Source organism: Streptomyces sp. NPDC059008 (assembly GCF_042749045.1).
GTDB lineage: Bacteria > Actinomycetota > Actinomycetes > Streptomycetales > Streptomycetaceae > Streptomyces.
Map to the genome: position 1 here is coordinate 418692 of NZ_JBHYJC010000003.1, position 25946 is coordinate 444637.

Here is a 25946-nt window from a genome sequence, read left to right on the forward strand (position 1 = left end):
TGTCATAGTCGACGGCATGACGACTCCGCTTGTGTGGGTGTCCGCCTCGCGCGGTTATGAACTGGCGCTGGACGGAACGACCCTGAGGTGCCGCAGGACGGATGGACGGGACCTGAGATCCATACCGAAGGGCGTTCTGGCCGGCCCGGTCGGTGAGCGGTTCGCCGCGCTGAGGGACCGGCTGGTGCGGCATGAGAAGGAGTGCCGGGACACGGTGGAGTCGTGGCTGCTGAGCGGGGTGCCGGTGCCGGGCGGGCTGCTTGCCCGGATATGGCCGGATCCGGGGTGGCGGACCTGCCTGGAGCATCTGGTGGTGGACGCCGACGGGCGCACAGGACTGCTGGTGGACGTGACCGAGGACGGGCGGGTGTCCCTACGGGAGGAGGACGGCGCCCCGTACGAGCCGCCGGCCGGGACGCTCGTCACGCTGCTGCATCCCGTCCTGCTCGGCGATCTCGGGCCGTGGCGCAGGCTCCTGGAGGCGCGCGGGGTCACACAGGAGTCGGCGCAGCTGGACCGACGGGTGCACCGGCGGCCGGAGGGGACGGATCCGCAGGCGACCGGTATCGAGGCCTATGAGGGCGAGCCCTTCACGGCGCAGTGGCGCGCCAGGGCGAATGCCCTTGAACACGGCTTCGCGGTCCGGGGCGGCTTCGCGGTCGCCGAGATCGCCGAGCGGCTCGTACGGACGGAGGCGCGCTGCTGGGTGGGGGAGACCGGCTCCGGGGCGACCGAGGAGGCCGGGCGGCTCCTATGGGTCGATGAGGACGAACGCCCGGTAGCCGTGGGCACGTTGGGGCCGATCGCCTGGTCCGAGGGGTTGCGGATGGCGGAACTGATCTACGGGGGAGCGAAGAACGATGACGAGTGAAGAACACGTGACGAGCAGCGGGGGCGGCGCAGCGCCCATGTCCGATGCGGCCGGGACGCTGGACGCGGCCCTGGCGGCGGGGCTGGCGCCCGTAGGGGCGCCGGGCGGAGAGCCGATCACCGCCCGGCGCTACGCCCATCCCCATCTCGGCACGCGGCCCGTGGTCCGACTGACGGGGCATGCAATGGCGCCCGTCGAGGACCGGCTGCTGGCCGACCTCGGCTTCTCCACCCCGGAGGCGGGGGACCCGGTGGTCTCGGGCAAGCGCCCGGAGCCGCACTACCCGGCGTGGGCGCTGGTGCACGACCTCACGAACGCCGAGGTCGCGCTGGCCGCGGGGGTGGAGATGGCGCGGGCCGGGCGGCTGGCCGCCCCCAGGCCGGGGCCCGCGCTGGAGAGGTTCCAGGAGATCGCCGCGACGCTGCCCGATGACCACCTTCCCGTGTACTGGGAAGAGGTCGCCCGGATCTTCCTCGCCGCCGGGCGGGACAAACAGGCCGCGATGATGTTCGGCCGGGCACGGACGGCGGACCGGCACGCCACGGGTGCCGTCGCCGCCCCGGCCCGGCGGCGCGCGGTGTTCTTGGAGTTCGCGCTGGCCGGGGCGCTGTCGGCCAAGGACATCAAGGCGTATGTCGCCGAGCTGAGTCGACGTTGCGACCCTGTCGAGGCGTACCGCGAGCTGTGGGAGCTGGCCGTACGGCGGACGACGGGCGGGCTCGTGCCCTGGCCCGAGATGCTCAAGCAGATCGCCAAGCTCGCCAAGGCCGCGGGGCGCGACGTCGTCACCGAGCACCGGCTGCTGCTGGAGGGCCTGGTGGACGCCCCGGCCTTGTGGCGGGTGGCGGACGGGTTCTGGACGGCGCAGCGCAAGCTGCTGGTGCCCGTGGTCGCCGGTTCCGTCGTGCTGAAGCGGCGGTTGCTGTGGCGGCTGCCCGGGGTGCCGCGCTCGGGGATGGACGCGTGGTGGTGCGGTCTGCTGGAGGAGACCGGCGCGCTGGACGAGCTGGCCGGTGACGCGGGGGAGTGGCTGTCCGCGATGCTCGGACGGTACGGCGACCACCGTGCCGCCGCCCCCGAAGAGCTGCTCCGGCTGATGCCGGTGCTGGCGGACCGCATCCGGGACGCGGGGATGCCCGTGCGGTTCGACGCCGGCGAGCCGGATGAGTACCACAGCATCGACGCCGTCGCCCTGAGCCGCTGCCTGGCGCTGGGGGTCCCCGTGGCGGACCCCGGCCCGAAGACCTCGCTGACCAACTGGCAAGGGCCCGCCCGAGTCGATCTGCGGGCCCTCCTCGACGACCCCCGATTCGGGCCGGTGCTGGCCCGGTCCGTGCCCACCCACGGAGGCGAGTTCCGCTCCCTGTGGGGGACGAAAACCCTGCGGCCTCTTCTGGGCGCGACCGTCGGCGCACGGATCGAGCAGGCGCGGTCGGGCGGGCTGGAAGGCGCGAAGACGGCGCTGCGCTGGCTGGACGAGAACATCCGCGCGGACATGCTCAAAGAGCTGCCGGACCTGTCCGCCCGGATCGCGGGACTCGACATGGTGACGCCGCTGACCCGCACGCTCCGTGCGGGGATCCTCGACGAGCTGGGCTGGGCCGCCTTGGACGAGGCCGCCGCCGAGCTCAAGGGCGACAGCTGGTGCCGGGCGAGCTGGCCCGTCCTGGTGGTGCACGACCGTACGAAGGCCCTCGCGGTAGGGCCCGGCGGCCGCATCGCCGAACACCGGCTGCGGGTGCCGCCCGGAGCCAACAAGTTCCACTACGACGTCAAGGTCTTCTTCTCCGACGGACAGTTCCTGGTCTGCCACCTCGTCAACGGCCGCCAGACGCACTACTGGTCGGACGCACCGGACGAGCTCTTCTCCGTACGGCCCAAGATGTGGGAGTCGCTGTATTACGAGCGGGAGCAGCTCGGCTACACCTTCATGGCGCCGAGCGGACGGCGGTTCATGGGCCACAAGGTGCTCGGCCCCCACGAGAAGCGGCTCGGCCCGAACGGCCAGATGTTCCACGACGGCCGGGACTTCTGGTGGCACGCCACCGACGGGCTGGACTCGCAGGTGCACCGCGTCGACCTGGAGACAGGTGAGCTGACCGACGGCGACCTGCCGGAGTTCTTCGCCCCGTCGCTGCTCGGCAAGGACGAGCGCTGGCGCTTCGACTCCTCGTGGCTGGCGCCGCTGCCGTACGGCGTCACGGGGTCGCCGCTGGGCAGCGACGGCACGCACGTGGGGCTGCGGGTCGCCGAGGACGGGGCCACGGGGCAGGTCCGCTATCACCGCATCGACGGCGTCCAGGGCGCGTTCGACGGGTCCGGCGTCACCGAGGTGTGGGGGCTGCTCGACATCCCGGGGGCCGAGCGGCCGCTGGTGCTCAGCGGCGGGATCCGACGGTACGACCCGGTGGTGGCCCGCGACGCCGACACCGGCGAGCGGTACTGGGCGGCGGAACGGACGAACCACGGTTACACACGCCACGATCCGTCCCCGGTGGCCGCCGGGACGCGGCTCATGCCGCCGGCCGCCTTCTGGCACTTCCTCAAGCCCCGCGATCCCGCCGGGTCGACGGCGCTGCGGGAGATCTCCGAGGCCACGGTGCGGCGTCTGGTGAAGGCCGCGGCCACCTCCGAAGAGGCGCTGCGGACCGCCGTCGGAAAGTTGCTGCCCGAGATCGGTCATCCGCTGCTCGTACGGGGCGTCGTCGGGTGCGTCCAGGAGGCCGCCGAGACGGCCCGGTCCCGTACCGTGCTACTGCGCAGCCTGAAGCGGGTCGAGTACCCGCGGCTCAAGGTGCGGGAACGGGACCTGGGCGGGGCGCTGGAGGGGCTGCTCAGCAGATACACCACGGGGGACGAGGGCGGTGTGGCGCAGGTCGAAGTCTCCGCGGCGTTCCTCTCCGGCACGATCGGCGGCGAGAGCGCCAGGGAACAATGGCGGGAGCGCCCGAGCGCGGTCGACTGGACCGAGCTTCCCGGCCGGATCGGTGGTCTCGCGGTGCGCGCGGTCAGCGCCGTCACCAGCCCCGCGCACAGCCGGGCCCTCCTGCGGCTGCTCGGATTCTGGGCCGCCTCGCCCCTTGCCGAACCCGGCCTGCAGCGTGGGTTGTTGACGGGTGAGGAGCCGGACGCGGTGTCCGGGGAGAACGGCAGACTACTGCCGCTGCACAGCGCCGTCCGCAACGGCTCCTGGGCCCGCTCCCTCGGCGTCGCCGACGAGGACCTCTGCGTGTTCCTGCAACGGGGGACCGTGCCGCACCCCGACGGTGTCGTCGACATCCGTCCGGTGCCCGACGGCTGGGCCACGCCCGAGCGGCTCCAGCGTCTGGTGGACGAGGCGGAGCGCAGTGGCCCGGTTCCCTTCGAGCCCGACGTGGCAGACCGGCTCGCCGACGCCACCGGCCTTGACCGCGGCGCGGCCGCCCTCCTGCTGGCCGGTCTGCCGCATATCGAAGACGAAGGCCACGACTTCCTCCCCACGACAGTCCGCAAGGCCCTGGGCCTGAAGGTGACGGAGGCCCAGACCGGTCGCGACCGGCTGCTGCGCATACGCGCGGTCGCCAGGCTGGAGCTCTACGACAGGGCCATGCCCGACGACCCCGCCGACCTGTGGGACCAGGTCGCGACGGCCGACCGACTGGCACAGGCATGGAAGGAGGTGGGTGTGGGTGCCTGAAGGCGGCTGGCGTGAGCGCTGTTGACACGGGGGCTGTACGTGGTGCTCTGCCGCGGCTGGGCAGCGACGGGCTCTCGACCCGGTGACGGCCGGAGGGAGCGGGGCCGCGGCGAGCTTCCCGCTACGCGCTGGTGGCCACGCAGGCCCACGCGAGGGCCGCGGTCGCTCGGGTGGACGGGCAGGCTGACGCCGATCCGCTCGCCGTGCCGGGCGATCGCCGCGGCGCACCAGCGGAGGCCGGTGAGGGCGCTGCGGCCGAGGTTGAAGCGGGCGCATCCGGTGGCGAGGACCCGTTCAAGAGCGGCCTCGTCGTCGACGCCGGCCCGGCGCATCAGCTGGACATGGCTACCACCGTGGCGGCCGGCAGCCCATGGATCGTGTCAGATTTTGACGGCCGTGGTACTCGTCTCTCCGGGCCGATGCCCACGGCGGTAGCGGCCCGGGATGGTGGCGGCCCGGGGTGGTGGCGTAGGCCGCGACGCAGTGCTTGTGGAAGTGCGCCTGGTCGGCGAAACCCGCAGGAGAAGGAGCGTCAACCGCTCGTCGAGCAGGTGCTGGTCCTGTGCCCGGAGGTCCCGCGCCACGGCCAGCAGTTCCGCGAGCAGGGGCGCGGATATGACGACCGGGGGGTTCGAAGTTCACCGAGGCACCCGCGGTCAGCGATTCCATCAGGGCCGGCGGGACGTACCAGCTCACGCGGGCCCAGGTCAGCCGTGGCCGGTTGCCGTCGCCTCTCCACACGAACGGCATCGCAGCGGTGTGAGACTGCCGCCATGACCGCTCACCTCATCTCCGTCATCGGGAGCAGCCCTGGTGTCGGCAAGTCCACCCTGTGCCGTGCTGTGGCCGAGTGGCTGACCGGCACCGGCGCGTCGGTCGACCACTTCGAGGAAGCCGATATTCTCACCCGGCCGGCCTTCCGGCCTGTGGCCGAGGAGTTCGCCGGCGGGGCTGCCGGCGTCCGGCCCGAGACCCTCGTCGAGTCCACTCGCGCCTACGTCGCGGAGTCACTCGCGGCAGGCAGGGACTACTTGGTGACCGATGCCCTCCTGCCCTTCATTCCGTCCCTCGTGGCTTGGGGCCACGACGAGAGCGATCTCGTCCAGATCATGGGAGAGCAGGTCCGGGCCGTGGAGCCGGCCCGGGTCGTCGTGGTGTACGTCCACGACGACCCGGAGACGGCACTGCGACGCGCCGTCGAGCGAGAAGGGGACGCATGGGAAGACTGGTACGTGCGGAGACTCGCCGGCTCACCGGGCACCCAGGCTGTCCATGACCTCTCGTCGGCGGCCGTTCACCTCCGCTTCGAGGCGAACCTGACCTGTCGCCTCCTCGCGCAGACCCCGTGGCACGTTCTGACCGTGGATGTGGGGACACTCGATGCTCAGGAGGCCTACGTCTACACCCGGCGCCACCTGACAGACCTGCTGGGGCCGGCAGGCTGATCGTCGACGTGGCGAGTGGCCGCTGTCGAACCAGCGGTTTCGAGGCGACCGCTGCCCCCGCGACGTCACCATCAGCAGTGACCAACGGAGACGGCGAGGACGGACTCACACGATCAGAGGACGGACTCACACGATCAACAGAGCGGGCCGGGGCATGACGGCGCTTCGTCCGACGCCGGAAGGAGGACGGCACAAGTCCCCGTGAGGGGGCAGCGGCTGGCATGGCGTCAGCAAGGCGGGGTTCCGCCTGGTGTATCCAGGAGCCATGGACCTTCGGCGACCGAGTGGGGCTGATCGCCGGCCGTGGTGGACGAGCCATGCGCTGGTGGCGGTGCCGCTGCTGCTCATCCTGGTCGTCACGGTGGCCGACATCCTGGCTCCGCCCGATGTCCACCTCGGTCCCTTCCTGGTCGCGGCCCCCGCCATCACGGCGTCGTTCGCCGGCCCGCGGATGACGGCCTTCGTCGGCGTGATGGCCGTACTGGCCCAGGCGGTGGTCGCCGCCGTGCGCACCAGCCTGACGGACCTCAACCACTCCCTCCAGATCACCGCCCTGATCCTGATCTCGGCGTTCGTGACCTTCATCGCGTATCGCCGAGAGCGGCACGAGCGGGAACTGACGCGGCTCAGGACGGTGGCGAAGGCGACCCAGGAGGTGCTGCTGCGGCCGCCGCCAGAGCGGATCGGCCCGCTGCGCATCGCCTCGGTCTACCTCGCAGCCGAGGCCGAGGCGCAGATCGGCGGCGATCTCTATGCCGTCGCCCGCACCGTCCGCGGTACGCGGATCATCATCATCGGAGACGTACGGGGAAAAGGGCTGGAGGCCATCGGGGACGCCGCCCTCGTCCTCGGCGCCTTTCGCGGTGCCGCCCATCGGCAGGCGGAGCTACCGGCCCTGGTCGAGCACCTCGACGGAGCGGCCTCCTCCGACCTGACGGACCCCGGTGGTCCCCAGGACGAGCGCGCCGACCAGGGCGAGACGTTCATCACCGCGGCGGTCCTGGACGTTCCTGACGCCGAGTCGGCGCTGCACCTGGTCAACTGCGGACACCCCCGCCGCTGCTGCTGAGGGACGGCCGGGTCACGCCGCTGGAAGTGAGCCGGCCCGCGCTTCCTCTGGGGCTCACCGAATTCGTCCGGTCCGAATTCGCCGTCGAGTCCTTCCCCTTCGAGGACGGTGACGTCGTCCTGCTGTACACCGACGGTGTCATCGAAGCGCGCGACACGTCCGGCGCGTTCTACCCCCTGACCGAACGGATCACCGCCTGGTCGGACAAGGGCGACGGCGACCGTCCCCAGGCCCTCCTCCGATTCCTCTGCCGCGATCTGATGGCTCACTCCGGCGGATGCCTGGGCGACGACGCGGCCATGGTCGCCGTCGAACGCCTCCCGGCCGCAGGAGCCTGAAGCGATACGGAACGTCCGCTCTGGAGGGAGGAGAAACCCCTTCCCGCCGTCGAACAACCAGGGCAGCACATCGGCTTCGAGGGCGGAGCCGCCCGCAACGCCCATGCTGGCGGGTGCCACGAAGGAAACCCGCTGAGGAAGGATCCGACATACTCGATCCGCAGGGCTGGCGCGCCATGGCGACGCGCGGGAGGGGAAGGCCAGGATGGATCTGTCGGTCATCGGGGCGCGGCTGGGCTCGGCCGCACTCAAGCCGCTGGTGCGGAAGCTGCTCGTCGCGGAGGGGGCCGGAGCGGGGCTCGTGGAGCGCCCTTTACGGATTTCGGGGTGGCTGTCGTTCCGTGGCGAGAAGAAGAGCCTCAGTGAGCAGGAACTGCACAAGCTGGCGGCGGAACTGCTACGGCGGGTGGTCGAGCCGCTGCCCGCAAGCGATCGACTGGCCGCACACGAGGAGGCCGCCACCGCTCACGCACTGGCCCTCACCCTTCACGCGCTCGGCGATCTCGACATGGACGACGTACAGGCCGTCGAGCTGGGAGAGGAGAGGCTCGCGCAGCGGCTGACGGAGGTCGTGCCGGCGAATACGTTTCTGTTCCTGTCGGAGAGCGCCGTGGCCCTGCACGACGCCGTCCTGCGTGTGGCATGCCGACACATTCTGCACTTCTTCACCCAGCGCTCCACGTTCGTGGCGCGCACGCTGGTGGAACAGACACGGCGGCAGGGGCGTATGCAGGCCGACATGTCGGCACTGCTGGATCGCGTCCCCAGTGTCAACGCCCAGGACGTGGCGTTCGAGGCGCGTTACGCGGAGCAACTGATCCGTCGGCACAGCGAGTTGACGATCTATGGGCTGGACCTGGGCCACGCACGCGAATGGCAGCTCGACGCCGCGTACATCTCCTTGGAGGCCGAGACCAGGCAGGGCCCGGCGGTCCCCATTCCCACCGAGCGCATCCTGGCCGGGCGGGACCGGGCGCTGCTGCGCGGCCTGGCGGGCTCCGGCAAGACGACGCTCCTTCAGTGGCTGGCCGTGTCCACCGCCCGTGGCGACTTGCCGGACGAGCTGGGGGCGTTGCGCGGACGGGTGCCGTTCGTGCTGCCGCTGAGGACCATCGCCCGCCAGACGCTTCCGCGACCGTCGGAGTTCCTGTCCGCGGTCGGATTTCCCCTCACCGAGCCCGAGGGCTGGGCCGAACGCGTGCTCACGGCCGGCCGCGGGCTCCTGCTCGTCGACGGGGTGGACGAAGTCCCCCACGACATGCGGGAGATCGCGCGGCAATGGCTGCACCGGCTCATCGCCGCCTTCCCGAAGAACCTGTGGCTGGTGACGACGCGGCCCTCCGCGGTCCAGGACGACTGGCTTCAGGCCGACACCTTCGCGGAGCTGTCCCTCATGCCCATGTCGGAGGAGGACATCGCCGCGTTCATCCGCCGATGGCACGCCGCAGCGAGGGCCGGGGAGGAGCCCGGAGAAGCCCTGCTGACGGCCGTTCGCACCAAGCCCGATCTCGGGCATCTTGCCGTCAACCCACTGATGTGCGGACTGCTGTGCGCCCTGCACCGCGAACGTCGTGGCTTCCTGCCCGAGGACCGCAAGGAACTCTACGACGCCGCCCTGGCCATGTTGTTGGAGCGCCGCGACCTCGAACGCGGTATGCACCAGAAGGGCGATCTGCGGATCGGGAAGGAACCCCAGATCGCGCTGCTGCAACGCATCGCCCACTGGATGGTCCGCAACGACCGGTCGGAGATGGACCGGGACGATGCGCACGCTGTCCTCGCCGAGCAACTTCCGTCGATGACGCACATCGAGGCCGACGCGGAGACGGTCCTGCGCTATCTGCTGGACCGCAGCGGAGTGCTGCGGCAGCCCACGACCGACACGGTGGACTTCGTTCACCGCACCTTCCAGGACTACCTGGCGGCCAAGGCCATCGTCGAGGCCCGCGACTTCCCGTGGCTTCAGGACAACGCCGAGAACTCCCAGTGGGAAGACGTCATCCGCATGGCCGTGGCCCACGGCCGACCGGATGAACGGGCACGCATTCTGCGCGGTCTCGTCCCCGTACTCACCGACGAGCAGCCTCACGACGCGACGAGTCCGGGCCGGCCGCAGCTCAGGTTCCACCGGGCACGGATGTCCCCTCCCTCGGACAAGAACGGGCGGCGCAGGCTCCCCCTGCGCCGCGTCCTCCTCGCGCGCTCGTGCCTGGATCACGCCCCCGAGGTGGATTCCGTGCTCCAGGAGTCCATCCTGTCGCTGACACGTGACTTTCTGCCGCCGAGCAACCTCACGGCGGCCCGCCGCCTGGCCGAGTACGGTGGGCCGAACGTGGTATCGATGTTGCCCGGCCCGGAGCACCTCGACGAGGACCAGGCCGAGGCATGCGTCATCACCGCCACCCGGCTGGCCTCCAATGCCGCCATCGCCTATCTGGCCCGGTTCCGGACGCACCCGTCGCTGGCGGTTCGCCGCCAACTGGCCTGGTCATGGCACCGGTTCGACTGCTCGACCTATGCCGAGGAGATCATCTCCCACCTTCCGGAGGACGGCGGGCTCTACTTCACCGCCGCGAGTACCGAACATCTCTGTGCCCTGCGTGCGATGGGTGGCCGTGCCCGCATCCAGATTCTCGGCACACACCACCCGAGCGACCTTGCGTCGCAGATTCCCGCGGAGCGGCTGACGCACCTGTGGCTGCGCGAGGGCTACACCTCCGTGTTCCACGGCATGAACTGGCTCGGCCGCTTCCCGCTCCTCCACACGCTGGTGCTCCCGAAGCCCCCTCACCCGCTCGACGCCCGCACCATCCCGGACCCCGTGGAAATCGTCATCGCGGAGAAGGGCGAAGCCGAGACCTTGGGGTGGTAGCCCGAGGCAGCCGGCCCGCAGCCACACGTCAGCGCGGGCAGTCAGCGGCCCTGTTCGGCAGCCTTCCCTCGACGAGGTAGGTGTCGACGGTTCGGTCGGTGCACGTGGACGGATCCTCCGAGGCGTACGCCCCGTGCCCCTGGCCCTTGCGTACGAGCAGTGAGCTGTTGTCCAACTGCCGGTGCACCGACCGCGCGTTCGTCAGCGGAGTGAGTGGATCGTCGGTGTACGACACCAGCAGCACCGGTGCCGCTCCGGAGGCCTTGATCGGCTCGACCGCACCGGTGGGGGCGATCGGCCATGTCGCGCAGTCGATCATCTGCCAGGCGTAGTAGCGCCCGAAGAGCGGCGACTGCCTGGCGAACGCGTCGGCGGTGTCGAGCATCTCCTTCGGGGACTTCGGCGCGGACGGGGAGTCCAGACACAGCACCGCCGGCATGCTCGAGGACTCGTTCTCCTCGGCCTGCTCCTCCTGCGGTGTCAGCTCCTGGTCACCGCTCTCGCCGGACATCTCGTCCTCGAGGCGTTCGAAGGCGGTCCCGTCCCCGTTCAGAGCGGCCACCAGCGCCTTGGTCAGGCCCTTCCAGCTCTCCTCGGTCGTCACGGCCGTCGCCAGATACGCGGACAAGGTGGTGTCGGTGAACTCCTGTCCGTCGGTCCCTCGCAGCGGCTTCCGCTCCAGTTTCCTGCCGAGGTCGGTGAGCCTGCGCAGAATCTCCGCGGTCGTGGCTCCCAGACGGTCGTCCCCGCGGGCGACGAGGTGCTGGGCGTACCGCCGCATCGCGTCATCGGCGGTCTTGACGTCGAGCCGGGCCACCTGCCGCATGTCGGCGGCGGGGTTGACGACGCCGTCGAGCACCATCCGGCCCACCTTGCCGGGGAACAGCTTCATGTACTGCTGCCCGATGAAGGTGCCGTAGGAGACGCCGGTGTAGTTCAGCTTGGCGTCCCCCAGGACCGTACGCAGGACATCCAGGTCGCGTGCGACACTCACGCTGTCCATGTGCCCGAGGACGGCGCCGCTCGCCTTCCGGCAGGCCTGGGCACGCCTGGTCGCGTCGGCGAACGTCTTCTCTGCCTCCGCTACGGTGCGCGGCGGGTTCTCGGGCCCCTGCGCCACGCCGTCGGGACACTTGATCTGCCCGGAACCGGCTATGCCTCGTGGGTCGAAGCCGACCAGGTCGTAGCGGGCGCGAGCCTGTCCGCCGGCCTGCCAGTTGCCGTTGGCCACGTCGGACGCACCGCCCGCGCCGGGCCCGCCGGGGTTGAAGAGCAGCGACCCCAGCCGACGACCGTGGTCCTTGGCCGGAACCCGCGACACCCGCAGCTTGACGGTCTCCCCGTTCGGGGCGGCGTAGTCGACGGGGACCTTCACCCAGCCGCACTGCGCGCCGGGCACCGCGTCGGGGGTGACGTCCGCGCCGCAGGCCGCCCAGTGGACCTTCTGCTGCGTGAAGTGCGCGGGCAGCGCCGGGACGGACGTGTTCATGCCCTTGACGTCGTCGGGCTGGGACGCGGCGGCGCCGCCGGCACCGCAGACCGTCACCACCAGCGTGGCGGCTGCCAGTGCCGCACCGGCGGTCAGGGGTATGGACTTGCGGGGAATGGGAATCACCGTTCTCGCTCTCGTCGCTCCCCCTGGGAAGCATGCGCCCAGGCGAGACCAGCCCGCTATCGGCTCCGTCACAGTCGCGGCGGTGGATATACGCAGCGCGGTCGGGCAATCGCGTATCGCCATCGCGGGGGCGGTGTCCGGCGGCGGCGAAGGCCGGGTGGCGGTGGCGGTGGCGCGGTTGTCGTCGGCGGGCCCACGGTGAGTGGCGATCGAGGACCCATTGGTGACGAGCTGGGGGCCATGGGGGCGGGGCACGGCGGCCCGGGGTGAGCGGCCGGTCCCGCGCGGCGTCCCACGACGGCGTCCCGGCTGGTGCTGTTCGCGCTGGTCAGCGGGTGGGGCGTCCCAGGATTGCGGCAGTTCTGCGGTGGGGATGGCCCTCGCGGTGGTCCGACTCGCACGCTCGACGGCGTAGCTCGGGTGGCGTGGCCCGCCGCCCTCCCTCACGTCAGGGAACGCCAGAGCACCAGAGGAAGGGACTTCCGCGTCATGAGGAACGCGCTCCGTAAGCGTCTCGCACTGGCCGCCGCCACGGCGGCGCTCGGCGGTGGGCTCGCCCTGCCGGCCGGGCCCGCGGTGGCCGCGCCCGCACAGGTGGGCCCCGGCGACCGCGCCACCGCCGAGGCCGCGGAGGGCGCGGGCATCCTGGGCACCGCCCCGGCCTGCGTCCGGCGGGACGTCATCAAGCACGAGAAGAAGGTGACGGTGGGGAACGACTGCGGCCGGGCCATGCACCTGAAGGTGGTCATCGACTGGGGGCCCGACTCGCGGTGTCTGACCTACCAGCACGGCGAGGCCTGGACCTGGCACTGGGGGAGGGGCTCCTACGGCAAGGTCGTCACCTGCTGAAGCCTCCGCCGGCACCGCGGTCCACGGCGGGAACGGATCGGCGGGACGGGTGCGGCACCGAGCCGCGGCTCGCGGTCACCTCGCGCCGCGGCACGCCCTCCGTGGACCGCGTCGGTGCCTTCCGCCCCTGCTCAGCCGAGCTTCTTCAGCGCTGCGCCGATCCGGTCCACCGCCTGCACGACCTTGTCCTGGCCGTACGCGGTGAAGCACAGCCGGAAGTATCCGGGGGAGGGGCAGAACAGCGTCTGTCCCGGCAGCAGCTGCACCTGCGCCTCCTTCTCCAGGTACGCACGCAGCTTCTCCTCCCGGCCGTCGATCTCCGGGAACACCGGCAACCACACGTCGCCGCCCGCCACCGCCGGAACCTTGCCGAGATACTTCTGGAGGTCCAGGAAGAAGAACTGGGCCGCGTTGTCGGTGTTGTTGCTCAGGAAGGGGACGCCCGCCTTGCTCAGCGCCTTCTTCACCGCCTCGTAACTGGCGGTCAGCCGCTCCGGGTACACGCTGCGCATCAACTGCTCCGGGTACCAGGGCCCCTTGTCCGCACCCCTACGGAACAGCTTTCCCACGACCACGTTCTTCAGCGAGTCCAGTGGGCTGAACCAGGACATCTCCTTCAGCCCCTTGCCGCCCCGCATCGCCTTGCGGACGTATGCGGAGCGGGAGAGGACGAAGCCCGCCCGGAAGCCCGAGAGGCCGAAGTCCTTGGCCAGGCCCCAGACGACGTGGACCCGGTCCTGGTGCTGGGGGTAGAGGCCGAGGGAGAACGCGCTGTGGAAGCCGGGCTTGGCCTCGGCGACCTGGCTGTGCGCGTACATCTCGTCCGAGATGATGTGCATGTCGGTCTTCGTCAGCGCCCAGGTGTAGATGCTCTCCAGCAGCTCCTTGCTGTAGTTGGCCCCCAGCGGGTTGTTGGGGTTGGTCAGGACGAGCAGCTTGGGGCGGGGGTCTGCGTGGTCGTACGCGTCCTGGAGCGCCTTCAGCGTCAGCTGGAAGGCGTGGGCGCCCGTCACGGGCAGTGGGGCGAACACGCACCGGAGGCCGGGCCGTTGCTCGAAGCACCACTTGAAGCCCTGCCAGGAGGGGGCGGGCAGCAGTACCTGGTCGCCCGGTTCGAGCACCTCGCCTTGTTCGAGGGCGAAGGCCAGGCACTCCAGTGCTCCGGAGACTCCCGCGGTGGCGTAGATGTCGTCGGCCTCGACGATCGGTGACATGGTCTGCTTGAGCAGTCGCGCGATGTGCTGCCGCAGTTCGTCCGTCCCGTACGACCTCTTGTAGCGGATGTCCTCCGGTCCGATCTCCGGGTTCTTGAAGACGTCCTCCTTCAGCGAGTCGTAGAGGAGGACGTTCTCGGCGACGGCCAGATTCAGTACCGGTGCCGGCAGCGACACATGGTGGAGGGCAAGTCGCTCTTCGGGGTCGGTGATCCCGTACAGGATGGCGGCGGCAGTGTTCTCTGTGGCGTCGTCGGTGGCGGTGATGGCCGTGTTCCCTTCCAGTTCCAGCGGGTACCCCCTGCGGCCCGGAATGTCCGCCTTGGTCGGGTATCCGCGCCGTACGAGCGGGAAACGGCGCCTCCGGCGAAGTCACCCGGGCAGATCAACGCGACGCTGCCGGAGGAAGCCTCAGGGGGTCGGGCTCGGTGGGTTGCGGGGGCCGCCCGCGAGGGGGACACCGGTGCGGCGGGCCTGCTCGACGGAGGCCTTGGACTTCGCGCTCTGTGCCGCGTCCTGGGGGATCTCGGCGGGGCGTGTCGGGCCGGGCGGCGGGACGTATCCGGGCAGACGCAGGGTGCGCCACACGTAGGGGTCGGCCTGGGCGCTGCCGTAGGGGGACCAGGCCAGGCGGGTCTTGCCGGTCTTGTCCTGGGTGTCGGAGTCGTAGAGGAGCACGTTGGCGGTGAGGCGTTCAGGGTCGACCGGGGCGGGCAGATCGGCGAGCGGGATCTTCGCTTCGACCGAGTAGCCCTTGTACGGGTCGGTGTCGACGGAGGCGACGGCCATGCCGGGGGCGTTGTGGTTCGCCGGCCCCTGGCGGTTGTCCCCGTCGCGTTCGGCGCAGGGGCCCTTGCCGCCCTTGGTGAAGGGGAGGACGCCGGCCTTGAAGGTGGTCGAGGTGTCGTCGGAGCGGCCCTGGGGGTCGAGGTCGATCTCGACGGCGTCGGTGCGCCAGTGGCGTTTGCAGTCGCCGGCGGCGTCCAGCGCGTAGCCCTTGATGTCGTCCGTGACATGGACGACGGCGTAGAGGTCGCCACCGTGACGGGAGAATTCGGCGGCGGCCGCGCAGTCCCTTTCGCCCTTGCACTCCTTTCCCTCCCAGTGCGTCAACTCCAGCTTCGGACCGGGGTATTCGTCCGGGCCGGCCACCCCGTCCACGACGGGGGCCTTGGCGACTTCGGGAATGTCGGTGGAGGAATGGGCGGGGTAGGAGGGCTGGGCGTCATTGGCCAGCCACGGCATGTGCATACGCCGCGCCCAGTCGCGGAAACCCGCGTACAGCGGGCGCAGCCCGGACTGCTCGCGCACCGCCGGTGTCGGTGGATTGTCGCGGTCGGCCAGGACGGTGAACCATTCGCAGGGCAGCCGGTCCGGCTCGGTCTCGACCGTGTGCGGCAGTGAGCCGAATCCCTGGGTGACGTAGTCGCGGGCCGCGTCCCGTTCGATCTGGGCCCATGTCTTCCCCGGGTGCTTGGTGGACGGGGTGCCGGTCCACACACCTACGACGGGCAGTCCGGTGTGCGGATCCGTGGACTTCGCTTTGGCGCACGTCGAACCCACCGGCCCTTTGAAGCCCCAGCTCTGGGCCAGCAGTTGGGACGGATTCCACACCTCGTACTTCTCCTTCTCGATCTGCTCGGGGAACGCGCGCCGATCGCCGGCGAGACGGAACGCCTCGACGGCGAGGCGACCGGCCTCCTGGTGGCTGCCGTGCTGATTGAACGGGCGCGGGTCCATGGTCACCACTTTGTGCGGGGTGGTCGCCCGGATCAGCCGGACCAGCCGCGAGAGGGTGTCCCTCGGCGTCTGCGGTGCTCGGTTCCAGACGGTGGTCGTCAAAGGGGCGGACAGTGTGTACCAGAAGTCCGGCTTGTCGAGGTAGAAGACATTGCGGATATCGGCCCGCCCGACGGCCTTGCGTTCCTCGTCCTCACGGATCATGCCGAGATCGGCGCCCTCCTGGTCGCCGGAGGCGTTCCCGCCGCCCTCGCCCCGGGTGATGGTCACCACGCCGGTGCTCAGCCCCGGACTCTCCCCCCACTGCCCGAACGTGGCCAGGGACTGGAACTCGTCATCCGGATGGGCTCCGATGAACAGCACATCGGTGTGCGCCGGATCCACCTTCGTGGAAGAGGTCCGTGTCTCCGGCTCGGTCCGGGTCGCGCACGCGGTCACGGTGAGCGCACCACCGACCAGGCCGAGCGTGCAGAGGGCGGCCGGCAGGGCACATCGAGGCTTCGATCCCGTCAAGAGCCCGTCCTTCTCTTTGGAGACGCACGATGGCAGGACGTGTGACGTGCGCAGCGATGATCAGCGGTATGGGCAGCTTGCCCCGAACGGCAGGAATCGGTCTCCTCGCTTCGCCCAAACAGGGGCGAGCCGAGCCACTGCTTCGGCAACGGGGGGCGGGTGAACCTGCCTGACGGGGCGTGACATGACATGTGTGTGACATGGCATCCGCGTATGCCGCCACATCTCGCCAGGTCTCTCCCGACTCGGTTTTGTCGTCCCACAGGTCGGGCAGGCTTTGACAATCATGTCCGAGGTCTGTCTAACTTACGCCGTAGATCGGTCATGAGTGTCAGCGACAAGCCCTGGCTTGCTGACCGGCAACCCTCGCACCGCGGTGGGGTGCCCCAGGTGACGACCGGACCGGAAGACTTTCGGTAAGCGCGAGGCCCACACGGGCCGGAAGAGTGATGGTGACGGGATGTACGCAGCTTTCGGGACGGCCGCATGGCGGCGCCGTGGCTGCCTGCTGCTGTGCGCGAACCGTTCGGTCGATCTGCTCCGCGTCAGCAGCGCGCTGTGTACCGGCAGCTGAGCTGCACCTGCCGTGCCTTCCGCCAAGACTGACGGCTGACGGTTCTCGGCGTCTCTGATGCCCACCGCTGTCGCGGTGTGCGCCTTTCCTTCCCAGCCCCCGTTCCACGCTTCCCCTGCGCATCGTCACGCAGAGCCCCTCCAGGGCCGCCGTGCCGTTGCCGCATCCGTGGGCCGGGGTGTCCGAATTCGCTGGAGCCCTCCATGAGTGAATCCCCCGGCGCTGCGATATCGCTTGCCTCAGCGCCTCCCGCCGAGGAGTCCCCCGAAGCCTCCTCCGCGCCTCGTCCCGTACGCCCTTCCGAGGCCGGCCCTTCCGGAGCCGGATCTTCCGAGGTCGAACGGCCGGGTGACGACGGCACCGCACCGCGGCCACCGGCGGCACAGCGGGTGCTGCCGCTGCGCAGACCAGGCCGCTGGATCGCCACGGCGATCGTGCTGGTGCTGGTGGCCCAGATCGTCCACGGACTGGTGACCAACCCCTTCTACCAGTGGGACCGCTTCCAGTACTGGTTCCTGCGCCCGACGATCCTCGACGGTCTGCTCATCACCCTCGAAGTGACGGCCTACAGCGCCGTGCTCGGTCTGCTCGGCGGCATCCTCATCGCCCTGGGCAGGCTCTCGCGGAGCCCGGTGCTGCGGGCGGTGAGCTGGACCTACACCTGGCTGTTCCGGTCGGTCCCGCTGATCGTGGTGCTGCTGTTCCTCTACAACTTCAGCGCGCTGTACAAGACGCTGAGCCTCGGGGTGCCGTTCGGTCCCGCCTTCTTCACGTTCGACGAGTCCCGGCTCGCCACCGACATCGTCGTCGCGGTCGTCGGACTCAGCCTGAACGAGGCGGCGTACGCGTCCGAGGTGGTGCGCAGCGGCATCCTCGCGGTCGACCAGGGGCAGCACGAGGCGGCGTCGGCACTCGGCCTGCCGAAGGGTTACCAGTTCACGAGGATCGTCTTTCCGCAGGCCCTGCGGTCCATCACCCCGAACTACGTCAATCTGCTGATCAATCTGATCAAGAGCACCTCGCTCGTCTTCTACGTCTCGCTGCTCGATCTGTTCGGCTCCGTGCAGAGCATGGGCAGCACCTACCCCGGTGACATCGTCCCGCTGCTGCTGGTCGCCACCGTCTGGTACCTGGTCCTCACGAGTGCCGTCTCCGTCGTCCAGTTCTACGTCGAGCGGTACTTCTCCCGGGGCGCGACGCGCATCCTGCCGCCGACGCCGTTGCAGAAGTCGCGGACCGCTCTGCGTGATCTGCGGGCCCGAGCCCGGAGGGAGGCGGCGATATGACCACCGAAATCACCGAGAAGACGGAGACCGTTGAGGCCGCCGAGATACGACCGGCCGCCGTCGAGGTCCACGACGTGCACAAGTGGTACGGGGCCCACCGGGTCCTGGACGGCGTCGAGTTGACGGTACGGCCCGGCGAGGTCACCGTGATCCTCGGGCCGTCAGGCTCCGGCAAGTCCACGCTGCTGCGGGTGATCAACCACCTGGAGAAGCCCGAGGTCGGGTACGTCAGCGTGAACGGTGAGCCGATCGGCGTGCGCCGGCTCGGCGAGCGCGGCAAGGCGGGGGTCGCCCCGGCGGAGGGCCGGGGGAGGCTCAAGGAGCTGAGCGAGCGAGCCATCCTGGGCCAGCGCAGCCGGATCGGCTTCGTCTTCCAGAACTTCAACCTCTTCCCGCACCTGACCGCGCTGGACAACGTGGCCGCCGCTCCCGTGGCCACCGGGAAGCTGACCAAGCCCGAGGCTCAGAAGCTGGCCCGTGAGCTGCTCGACCGGGTGGGCCTGGCCGACAAGTTCGGTGCCTATCCACGGCAGTTGTCCGGCGGCCAGCAGCAGCGGGTCGCCATCGCCCGCGCCCTCGCCCTGCGGCCGGGGGTCATCCTCTTCGACGAACCCACCTCCGCGCTCGACCCCGAACTGGTGGGCGAGGTGCTGGCCGTCATCAAGGACCTGGCCACCAGCGGCACCACCCTGATCATCGTCACCCACGAGATCGGTTTCGCCCGTGAGGTCGCCGACCAGGTCGTCTTCCTCGACGAGGGCCGGATCGTCGAACAGGGCCCGCCCGCCGAGGTGTTGGACCGCCCGAAGCACGAGCGGACCAGGGATTTCTTGAGCAAGGTGCTCTGACCCCGCCGTTCGCCCAGCGCCACACCACCGAAGAACCAGCGCCACGCCACCACAACCGCTCACCGAACCAAGGACAGCCATGCGTATCCGCAGCCTCCGCAGCCGACTCCTCCGCGGCCTCAGCACGGGCACCGCCGTCGCCACCCTCGCCACCGGCATCACCGCCTGCGGGGGCAACAGCGACGCGGCCGGCAGATCAGACGGCAAGCCGTCCGGGACGGTCGCCGTGGGCGCCCTCTCCAACGGAGCCGGTAAGGAGACCGACCTCAATGTCTCCGAGGTCAAGTCCATCAGTGCCAAGCTGCCCGAGCCGATCGCCAAGAAGGGCAAGCTGGTCATCGGCGTCGGCGCCCTGCCCGCCGGCTTCCCGCCGCTGGCCTTCGTGGGCGACGACCAGAAGACCCTCACCGGAGCCGAACCGGACTTCGGACGGCTGGTGGCCGCGGTCCTCGGGCTGAAGCCCGAGCTGAAGAACTCGACCTGGGAGAACCTGTTCGTCGGCATCGACAGCGGCCGGGTCGACGCCGCCTTCTCCAACGTCACCGACACCGAGGAACGCAAGAAGAAGTACGAGTTCGCCACCTACCGGCAGGACAACCTGGGGTTCGAGGTGCCGAAGAAGAGCACCTGGAACTTCGAGGGCGACTACCACAACCTCGCCGGCAGGACGTTCTCGGTGAGCCGGGGCACCAACCAGGAGAAGATCCTGCTGGAGTGGAAGGCGAAGCTGAAGAAGGAGGGCAAGGACCTCACCGTCAAGTACTACCCGGACGCCAACAGCGTCTACCTGGCGCTGAACAGCGGGAAGATCGACGCCCACTTCGGCCCCAACCCCGGCATCGCGTACCACATCACCCGGACGGCGAAGACCCCCAACGCCACGCGTAGTGCGGGCAAGTTCTCCGGCGCCGGCGCAAAGCTCCAGGGGTTGATCGCGGCGACCTCGAAGAAGGGCAGCGGGCTGGCTGAGCCGGTCTCCGAGGCGATCAACTACCTGATCGAGCACGGCCAGTACGCCAAGTGGCTGGCCGCCTGGAACCTCTCCAACGAGGCCGTCGAGACCTCCCAGGTCAACCCGCCCGGTCTGCCGCTCGAAAACTCCTGATCAACGCTCGCACGGAGGTCTGCCGCCCGGGACCCCGGCGTCACGTCGCAGTCCCGGGCGCACCGAACCGCCATGTCCGCCACGGATGACACCGATGTCGGGGATACCACGGATGTCACGGATGCCACGGAGCCCTCTCACCACTATGTCCACCAGCGTCTCTCCCCTCCCCGCGCAGAGCCCGGCAGATCCGCACGTCCTGGACAACGCCGTCTGGGCCGCGCTGACCGGCCCGCATGCTCGGTTCGCCGAGCGCCTCGGCCGCGCTGCCCGCTACCCCCTGGACGTGTGCCCCTTCTCCGCCCTCGCCGACCCGGCCGACCCGGGGGCCTGGGAGGACCTGGCCGCGTTGGTCGGCTCGGACACCGTCACCGCCGTCACGGGCGCGCGGGCCGCCCCCGACGGATGGGAGACCGTGGAGAGCGGGCAGGGCGTCCAACTGGTCGACACCGGGCTGGGCGCCGAACCCGCCCCCGAAGCGGTGCGCCTCGGGCCCGACGACACCCCCGAGATCCTGGACCTGATCGCCCTGACCAAGCCGGGCCCCTTCCTGCCCCGCACCGTCGAACTCGGCACCTACCTCGGCATCCGGCACCGGGGAGCGCTCATCGCCATGGCGGGGGAACGTGTGCGTCCGCCGGGCTGGACGGAGATCAGCGCGGTCTGCACCCACCCGGCACACCGTGGGCGGGGCCTGGCCACACGACTGGTCCGGGCGGTGGCGGCCGGGATCCGGGAGCGCGGGGACACCCCCTTCCTCCACACCCACGCCGGCAACACCCACGCCATCCGCCTCTACGAGTCGATCGGCTTCACCCTGCGCCGTCGTACGAACTTCCTGCTGGTGCGCACCCCGGGCGGTCGTCCGGCACCGACGCCGTGAACAGGCAGCCGCCCCGCCCGCCCACTCCCAGACGCCGAAGGGAACCGTCATGATCACCTCCGAGAACCGCCCCGCACGACCCTCCACGGGCGTTGCCGCCGAGGACGTCCTCCGCCGCACCCTGCGGCGCCACGCAGCCGGAGTCACGGTGATCACCGTTCCGGGCCCGGCCGGCTTCACGGCCACCTCCTTCACCTCCGTATCGCTGCGGCCGCCCCTCGTGTCCTTCTGCCTGGGCCTGGGCGCCTCGACCGCGCCTGCCGTGCACGCAGCCGACCGGTTCGCCGTCCACCTCCTCGGCACCCAGAACGCCGAGGTGGCACGGCAGTTCGCGCTCAGTGGCACCGACCGGTTCCAGGGGGTCGACTGGACCGAGCACGCGGACGGTCTGCCCGTCCTCGGCGACGTACCCGCCTGGCTCATCGCCCGGGTGACGCTGCGTCAGCCCGTTGGCGACCACCTGCTGGTCGTCGGCGAGGTCGAGGCCGGCGAGGTGCATCAGGACGCGACGGCGCTGGTGCACCACGACGGGGCCTTCGCCGCGGCCCGTCCACTGCTCCCCCCACCGATCCGTCGCGCTTCATGACCATCGCGACGATCTCGACGCTCACCCCGCTCACCCGATCACCACGCTCATGACGAGGTGAGCCCGCTCCCGGTACACGAGCCCGCTCCCGGTACACACGACCCCTCAGGAAGGCGCCCCATCGTGTCCTCATCACCCTCCTCCCCGCACTCTCCGGTCCGTTCCTCCGCTCCGCTGCACCTGGCGGTCGCGCTCGACGGTGCGGGCTGGCACCCTGCCGCCTGGCGTGAGCCGGTGGCCCGGCCCCGGGACCTGTTCACCGCCGGCTACTGGGCCGACCTCGTCGCCGAGGCCGAACGCGGTCTGCTCGACTTCGTGACGATCGAGGACTCGCTCGGACCGCAGTCCTCGCACTTCCTGGAACCGGACGGGCGTACCGACCAGGTGCGCGGACGGCTGGACGCCGTCCTCATCGCCGCCCGCGTCGCCCCGCTGACCCGGCACATAGGGTTGGTGCCGACCGTGGTGGCCACCCACACCGAGCCGTTCCACCTCTCCAAGGCGATCGCCACCCTCGACTACGTGAGCACCGGCCGCGCGGGCCTGCGCGTGCAGGTGACGGCGCGCCCGAACGAGGCCGCGCACTTCGGGCGCCGTACGTTCCCCCGGTTCGAGCTCGGGGACCTCGACACCCCGACCGTACGGGACCTGACGACCGACCTCCTCGACGAGGCGGCCGACTACGTCGAAGCGGTGCGCCGGCTGTGGGACAGCTGGGAGGACGACGCGGAGATCCGGGACGTCGCCACCGGCCGCTTCATCGACCGTGACAAGCTGCACTACATCGACTTCGAGGGCAGGCGCTTCAGCGTCAAGGGCCCCTCGATCACCCCCCGGCCGCCGCAAGGCCAGCCCCTGGTGAGCGCGCTGGCGCACGAGAACCCGAGCGGTGCCCCGTTCCGGCTGGTGGCCCGCTCCGCCGACGTCGGGTACGTCACGCCGCACGACACGGACCAGGCGCGCGCCGTCGTCGCCGCGGTGCGGGCCGAACAGGACGCGGCGGGGCGCGCGGACGAGCCGCTGCACCTGTTCGGCGACCTGGTGGTGTTCCTCGACGACACCCCGGACGCCGCGGAGGCCCGCCGGGACCGCCTCGACGCCCTCGCGGGACAGGCCTACACCAGCGATGCCCGGATCTTCACCGGCACGCCCGCCCAACTCGCCGATCTACTCCTTGAGTTGAGGGAGGTCGGGCTGTCCGGCTTCCGGCTGCGCCCCGCCGTACTGGGACACGACCTTCCCGCGATCACCACGGGCCTGGTCCCCGAACTCCAGCGCCGAGGCGCCTTCCGGCGCGCCTACGAAGCCGACACCCTGCGCGGGCTGCTGGGGCTCGCCCGCCCCGCCAACCGCTACGCCGTCACCGCCTGAGCCGGAAGGACTTCACGAATGAGCACGTCGTCAACGGGCAAGCCGCTCAAGCAGATCCACCTCGCGGCACACTTCCCGGGCGTCAACAACACCACGGTGTGGAGCGCCCCCGAGGCCGGCAGCCACATCGAGTTCAGCTCCTTCGCGCACTTCGCGCGGACCGCCGAACGAGCCAAGTTCGACTTCCTGTTCCTCGCCGAGGGGCTGAGGCTGCGCGAGCAGGGCGGAAAGCTCTACGACCTCGACGTGGTGGGACGGCCCGACACCTTCACCGTCCTCACCGCGCTGGCCGCCGTCACCGAACACCTCGGCCTGACCGGCACCATCAACTCCACCTTCAACGAGCCCTACGAGGTCGCCCGACAGTTCGCCAGCCTCGACCATCTGTCGGGCGGGCGGGCCGCCTGGAACGTGGTCACCTCCTGGGACGCCTTCACCGGCGAGAACTTCCGCCGCGGCGGCTTCCTGCCACAGGAGGAGCGCTACACCCGGGCCAAGGAGTTCCTGGCCACGGCCCACGAGCTGTTCGACTCCTGGCGCGGCGACGAGATCGTCGCCGACCAGGCGACCGGCACCTTCCTGCGCGACGCCCAGGCCGGAGCCTTCGTCCACCAGGGCGAGCAGTTCGACATCAGCGGACAGTTCAACGTCCCGCGCAGCCCTCAGGGACGCCCGGTGATCTTCCAGGCCGGAGAGTCCGACGAGGGGCGCGAGTTCGCGGCCTCCAGCGCCGACGCGATCTTCAGCCGGTACAGCAAGTTGGCGGAGGGGCAGGCCTTCTACCAGGACGTCAAGGGCCGCCTCGCCCGCTACGGGCGCAGGCCCGACCAGCTGCTGATCCTGCCCGCCGCGACGTTCGTCCTCGGTGACACCGACGCCGAGGCCCGGGAACTCGCCCACGAGGTACGGAGGCAGCAGGTCAGCGGCGCGACCGCGCTCAAGTACCTGGAGCACGTCTGGAACCGGGACCTGTCCGCGTACGACCCGGAGGGCCCGCTGCCCGATGTCGACCCGGTCCCCGGAGAGAACACCATCGCCCTCGGCCGAGCCAGCGTACGGCAGTTCCGTGACCCGTTCGCCGTCGCCAAGGAGTGGCGCGAGCGGGCCGAGGCGAAGAACCTCTCCATCCGCGAGCTGGTCATCGAGACCACCACCCGCCAGTCGTTCATCGGCTCCCCGGCCAGCGTCGCCGAGAGCATCAACGAACTCGTCCAGGCGGACGCCTCCGACGGCTTCATCCTCGTCCCGCACCTCACCCCCGGCGGCCTCGACGTCTTCGCCGACACCGTGGTCCCGCTGCTCCAGGAGCGCGGAGTGTTCCGCACGGAGTACGAGGGCACCACTCTGCGCGACCATCTCGGCCTGGACCATCCCGACGCCGAGGCGCGGGGCCGGCGGGCGGCGTCATGAGTACCCCCCTCGGCGTCCTCGACCTGGTCCCGATCTCGTCCGGCTCCACGGCCGCAGAAGCGCTCCGCAACTCCATCGACCTGGCCCGGCAGGCAGAGCGCTTCGGCTACGCCCGTTACTGGTTCGCCGAACACCACCTCAATCCCGGCGTGGCGGGCACCTCACCCGCCGTCGTCCTCGCCCTGACCGCGTCCGCGACGTCGACGATCCGGCTCGGCGCCGGCGCCGTACAGCTCGGTCACCGCACCGCACTGTCCACGGTCGAGGAGTTCGGCCTGATCGACGCCCTGCACCCCGGGCGTCTCGACCTGGGCCTGGGACGCTCCGGCGGCCGCCCGGCCGGACCGCCCGCCGCCCCGCTGCCGACCGCGACGCCCGTCGTCGACGGCCGCGCCCCCAACGGGCTGCGGATCCCGGAGCGCTTCTCCTTCGCGCACCTGCTGGGCTCGCCCAGGGTCGCGCTCCAGCGCCGACTGCTCCAGCAGCCGGGCGCCGAGTCCCAGGACTACGGCGAGCAGGTCGACGACATCCTCGCGCTGCTGGCCGGCACCTACCGGTCCGCGGACGGCATCGAGGCACATGTCGTCCCGGGGGAGGGCGCCGACGTGGAGGTGTGGATCCTGGGGAGCAGCGGCGGACAGAGCGCCGAGGTCGCCGGCCGCAACGGTCTGCGGTTCGCGGCGAACTACCACGTCAGCCCGGCCACCGTGCTGGAGGCGGCGGAGGGCTACCGGGCCGCGTTCCTGCCCTCCGACGTGCTGGACAAGCCGTATCTGAGCGTCTCGGCCGATGTCGTCGTCGCCGAGGACGACGAGACCGCCCGCGAACTCGCCACCGGCTACGGCCTGTGGGTCCGCAGCATCCGCACCGCCGAGGGCGCGATCGAGTTCCCCACGCCCGAGCAGGCCCGCTCCCATGTGTGGACCGACGCCGACCGGGGACTGGTCGCCGACCGTGTCGAGACCCAGTTCGTCGGCTCCCCGGGCCGGGTGGCCGACCAACTGGAGCGGCTCCAGGAGGCCACCGGAGCCGACGAACTGCTCATCACCACCCTCACGCACGGCCATGCCGACCGGGTGCGGTCCTACGAGCTGCTGGCCGAGGAGTGGCAGCGCAGATGAGCTGGCGCCCGTGCGCGGTGGGGAGGTCCCCCGGAGGTCCCCCGGCGATCACCGAAAGGTCACCCGGAGGCCGACCCACCGCGCACGGGGCTGCCGGATTCCAGTCGGTCCGGCTGCGCCGACCCCTGTCCTCAGGGGCCCTCTGCGACTGCGATTGTGAACGAAATGCTGCGCGTGCGTGGCGGGAGAATCAGATAGTGAGACAAGGGCTGTTGCGTCATTGACGTGGCCGAATTTCGCTGCCAGCCTCCGAGTGTGAGTCTTTTGCAGAACTTCACCGCACGCCTGCACGTCGATCTGCGACGCCAGGCCAGTGCCATCTGTGCCGCTTGACCCCTAGAGCGGCCGATGAGAGCGGCCGATGGCCGCTGGAGCCGCCGCTCGGCGTCAGCTTCTGAGCGACCCTTGATCCCGGTGCATCCGCTCGCCCGGGATTTCCCCGTCGCCTGGTGATTCTCGCCGCGTCCCCACCCGGAATCCGCGGAATTCGGTGCGCGAGCCCCTTTGTTTCACCCTGCCCTTCGTATTTCCCCTTTTCGGTTTCGTACCGCGGGCCGGCT

General features: G+C 70.5%; 17 protein-coding genes, 1 pseudogene and 1 riboswitch. Of the genes and pseudogenes, 15 read left to right on the plus strand and 3 right to left on the minus strand.

Annotated features, from left to right (window positions below):
• Positions 1-16 precede the first annotated feature (16 nt).
• The 5 genes and pseudogenes from ACFWZH_RS07265 to ACFWZH_RS07285 all read left to right on the plus strand — a co-directional run bounded on the left by ACFWZH_RS07265 (position 17) and on the right by ACFWZH_RS07285 (position 10271).
• Positions 17-871 carry a DUF4132 domain-containing protein gene (locus tag ACFWZH_RS07265; RefSeq protein WP_384426589.1) on the plus strand — a complete coding sequence of 285 codons (855 nt, stop codon included), beginning with the start codon at positions 17-19 and terminating at the stop codon, positions 869-871.
• Positions 861-4547, plus strand: coding sequence for a hypothetical protein (locus tag ACFWZH_RS07270; protein WP_384426591.1), 3687 nt, complete (start codon positions 861-863; stop codon positions 4545-4547). Before ACFWZH_RS07265 ends, ACFWZH_RS07270 begins: the two co-directional genes overlap by 11 nt.
• A 773-nt stretch (positions 4548-5320) precedes the next feature.
• The gene (locus ACFWZH_RS07275; RefSeq protein WP_384426593.1) at positions 5321-5992 is read left to right on the plus strand and encodes a hypothetical protein; all 672 of its coding nucleotides are present in this window, start codon (positions 5321-5323) and stop codon (positions 5990-5992) included.
• A 265-nt stretch (positions 5993-6257) separates the two neighbouring features.
• Positions 6258-7399: pseudogene (locus tag ACFWZH_RS07280) on the plus strand (PP2C family protein-serine/threonine phosphatase).
• A gap of 205 nt (positions 7400-7604) precedes the next feature.
• Positions 7605-10271 (plus strand): NACHT domain-containing protein, encoded by a 2667-nt coding sequence (locus ACFWZH_RS07285; RefSeq protein WP_384426595.1) that lies wholly within the window; start codon positions 7605-7607, stop codon positions 10269-10271.
• A gap of 28 nt (positions 10272-10299) precedes the next feature.
• On the opposite strand, the gene ACFWZH_RS07290 is transcribed toward ACFWZH_RS07285, so the two are convergent.
• Positions 10300-11886, minus strand: a complete 1587-nt coding sequence (locus ACFWZH_RS07290) for an alpha/beta hydrolase (RefSeq protein WP_384426597.1) — start codon at positions 11884-11886, stop codon at positions 10300-10302.
• Between the two features lie 489 nt (positions 11887-12375).
• On the opposite strand from ACFWZH_RS07290, the gene ACFWZH_RS07295 reads away from it, so the two are divergent.
• Positions 12376-12735, plus strand: a complete 360-nt coding sequence (locus ACFWZH_RS07295; protein WP_384426599.1) for a hypothetical protein — start codon at positions 12376-12378, stop codon at positions 12733-12735.
• Positions 12736-12866: 131 nt separating this feature from the next.
• Here ACFWZH_RS07295 and ACFWZH_RS07300 read toward each other — a convergent pair whose 3' ends face one another.
• Together ACFWZH_RS07300 and ACFWZH_RS07305 are read right to left on the minus strand one after the other, a co-directional pair.
• Positions 12867-14126, minus strand: a complete 1260-nt coding sequence (locus tag ACFWZH_RS07300; RefSeq protein WP_384426601.1) for a pyridoxal phosphate-dependent aminotransferase — start codon at positions 14124-14126, stop codon at positions 12867-12869.
• A 234-nt stretch (positions 14127-14360) separates the two neighbouring features.
• The gene (locus tag ACFWZH_RS07305; protein ID WP_384426603.1) at positions 14361-16202 is read right to left on the minus strand and encodes a PIG-L family deacetylase; all 1842 of its coding nucleotides are present in this window, start codon (positions 16200-16202) and stop codon (positions 14361-14363) included.
• A gap of 320 nt (positions 16203-16522) precedes the next feature.
• Positions 16523-16631, plus strand: a riboswitch (SAM riboswitch).
• 348 nt (positions 16632-16979) lie between these two features.
• Here ACFWZH_RS07305 and ACFWZH_RS07310 point away from each other — a divergent pair.
• From ACFWZH_RS07310 to ACFWZH_RS07350, 9 genes are all read left to right on the plus strand, one after another.
• Positions 16980-18062 carry an ABC transporter permease subunit gene (locus tag ACFWZH_RS07310; protein ID WP_384426605.1) on the plus strand — a complete coding sequence of 361 codons (1083 nt, stop codon included), beginning with the start codon at positions 16980-16982 and terminating at the stop codon, positions 18060-18062.
• Complete coding sequence (locus tag ACFWZH_RS07315) at positions 18059-18910, plus strand: amino acid ABC transporter ATP-binding protein (RefSeq protein WP_384426607.1); 852 nt, start codon at positions 18059-18061, stop codon at positions 18908-18910. The genes ACFWZH_RS07310 and ACFWZH_RS07315 overlap by 4 nt, the downstream gene beginning before the upstream one ends.
• Before the next feature lie 79 nt (positions 18911-18989).
• Complete coding sequence (locus ACFWZH_RS07320; protein WP_384426609.1) at positions 18990-20015, plus strand: ABC transporter substrate-binding protein; 1026 nt, start codon at positions 18990-18992, stop codon at positions 20013-20015.
• A 145-nt stretch (positions 20016-20160) separates the two neighbouring features.
• Complete coding sequence (locus ACFWZH_RS07325; protein WP_384426611.1) at positions 20161-20898, plus strand: GNAT family N-acetyltransferase; 738 nt, start codon at positions 20161-20163, stop codon at positions 20896-20898.
• Between the two features lie 49 nt (positions 20899-20947).
• Positions 20948-21484: a flavin reductase family protein gene (locus ACFWZH_RS07330; protein WP_384426613.1), complete on the plus strand. Its 537-nt coding sequence runs from the start codon at positions 20948-20950 to the stop codon at positions 21482-21484.
• 123 nt (positions 21485-21607) lie between these two features.
• Positions 21608-22855, plus strand: a complete 1248-nt coding sequence (locus tag ACFWZH_RS07335) for an LLM class flavin-dependent oxidoreductase (RefSeq protein WP_384426615.1) — start codon at positions 21608-21610, stop codon at positions 22853-22855.
• An 18-nt stretch (positions 22856-22873) separates the two neighbouring features.
• Positions 22874-24265 (plus strand): NtaA/DmoA family FMN-dependent monooxygenase, encoded by a 1392-nt coding sequence (locus ACFWZH_RS07340; RefSeq protein WP_384426617.1) that lies wholly within the window; start codon positions 22874-22876, stop codon positions 24263-24265.
• On the plus strand, positions 24262-25386 hold the full coding sequence (locus ACFWZH_RS07345; protein WP_384426619.1) for an LLM class flavin-dependent oxidoreductase: 1125 nt from the start codon (positions 24262-24264) through the stop codon (positions 25384-25386). Before ACFWZH_RS07340 ends, ACFWZH_RS07345 begins: the two co-directional genes overlap by 4 nt.
• Before the next feature lie 255 nt (positions 25387-25641).
• Positions 25642-25719, plus strand: a complete 78-nt coding sequence (locus ACFWZH_RS07350; protein WP_384426803.1) for a putative leader peptide — start codon at positions 25642-25644, stop codon at positions 25717-25719.
• Positions 25720-25946 lie beyond the last annotated feature (227 nt).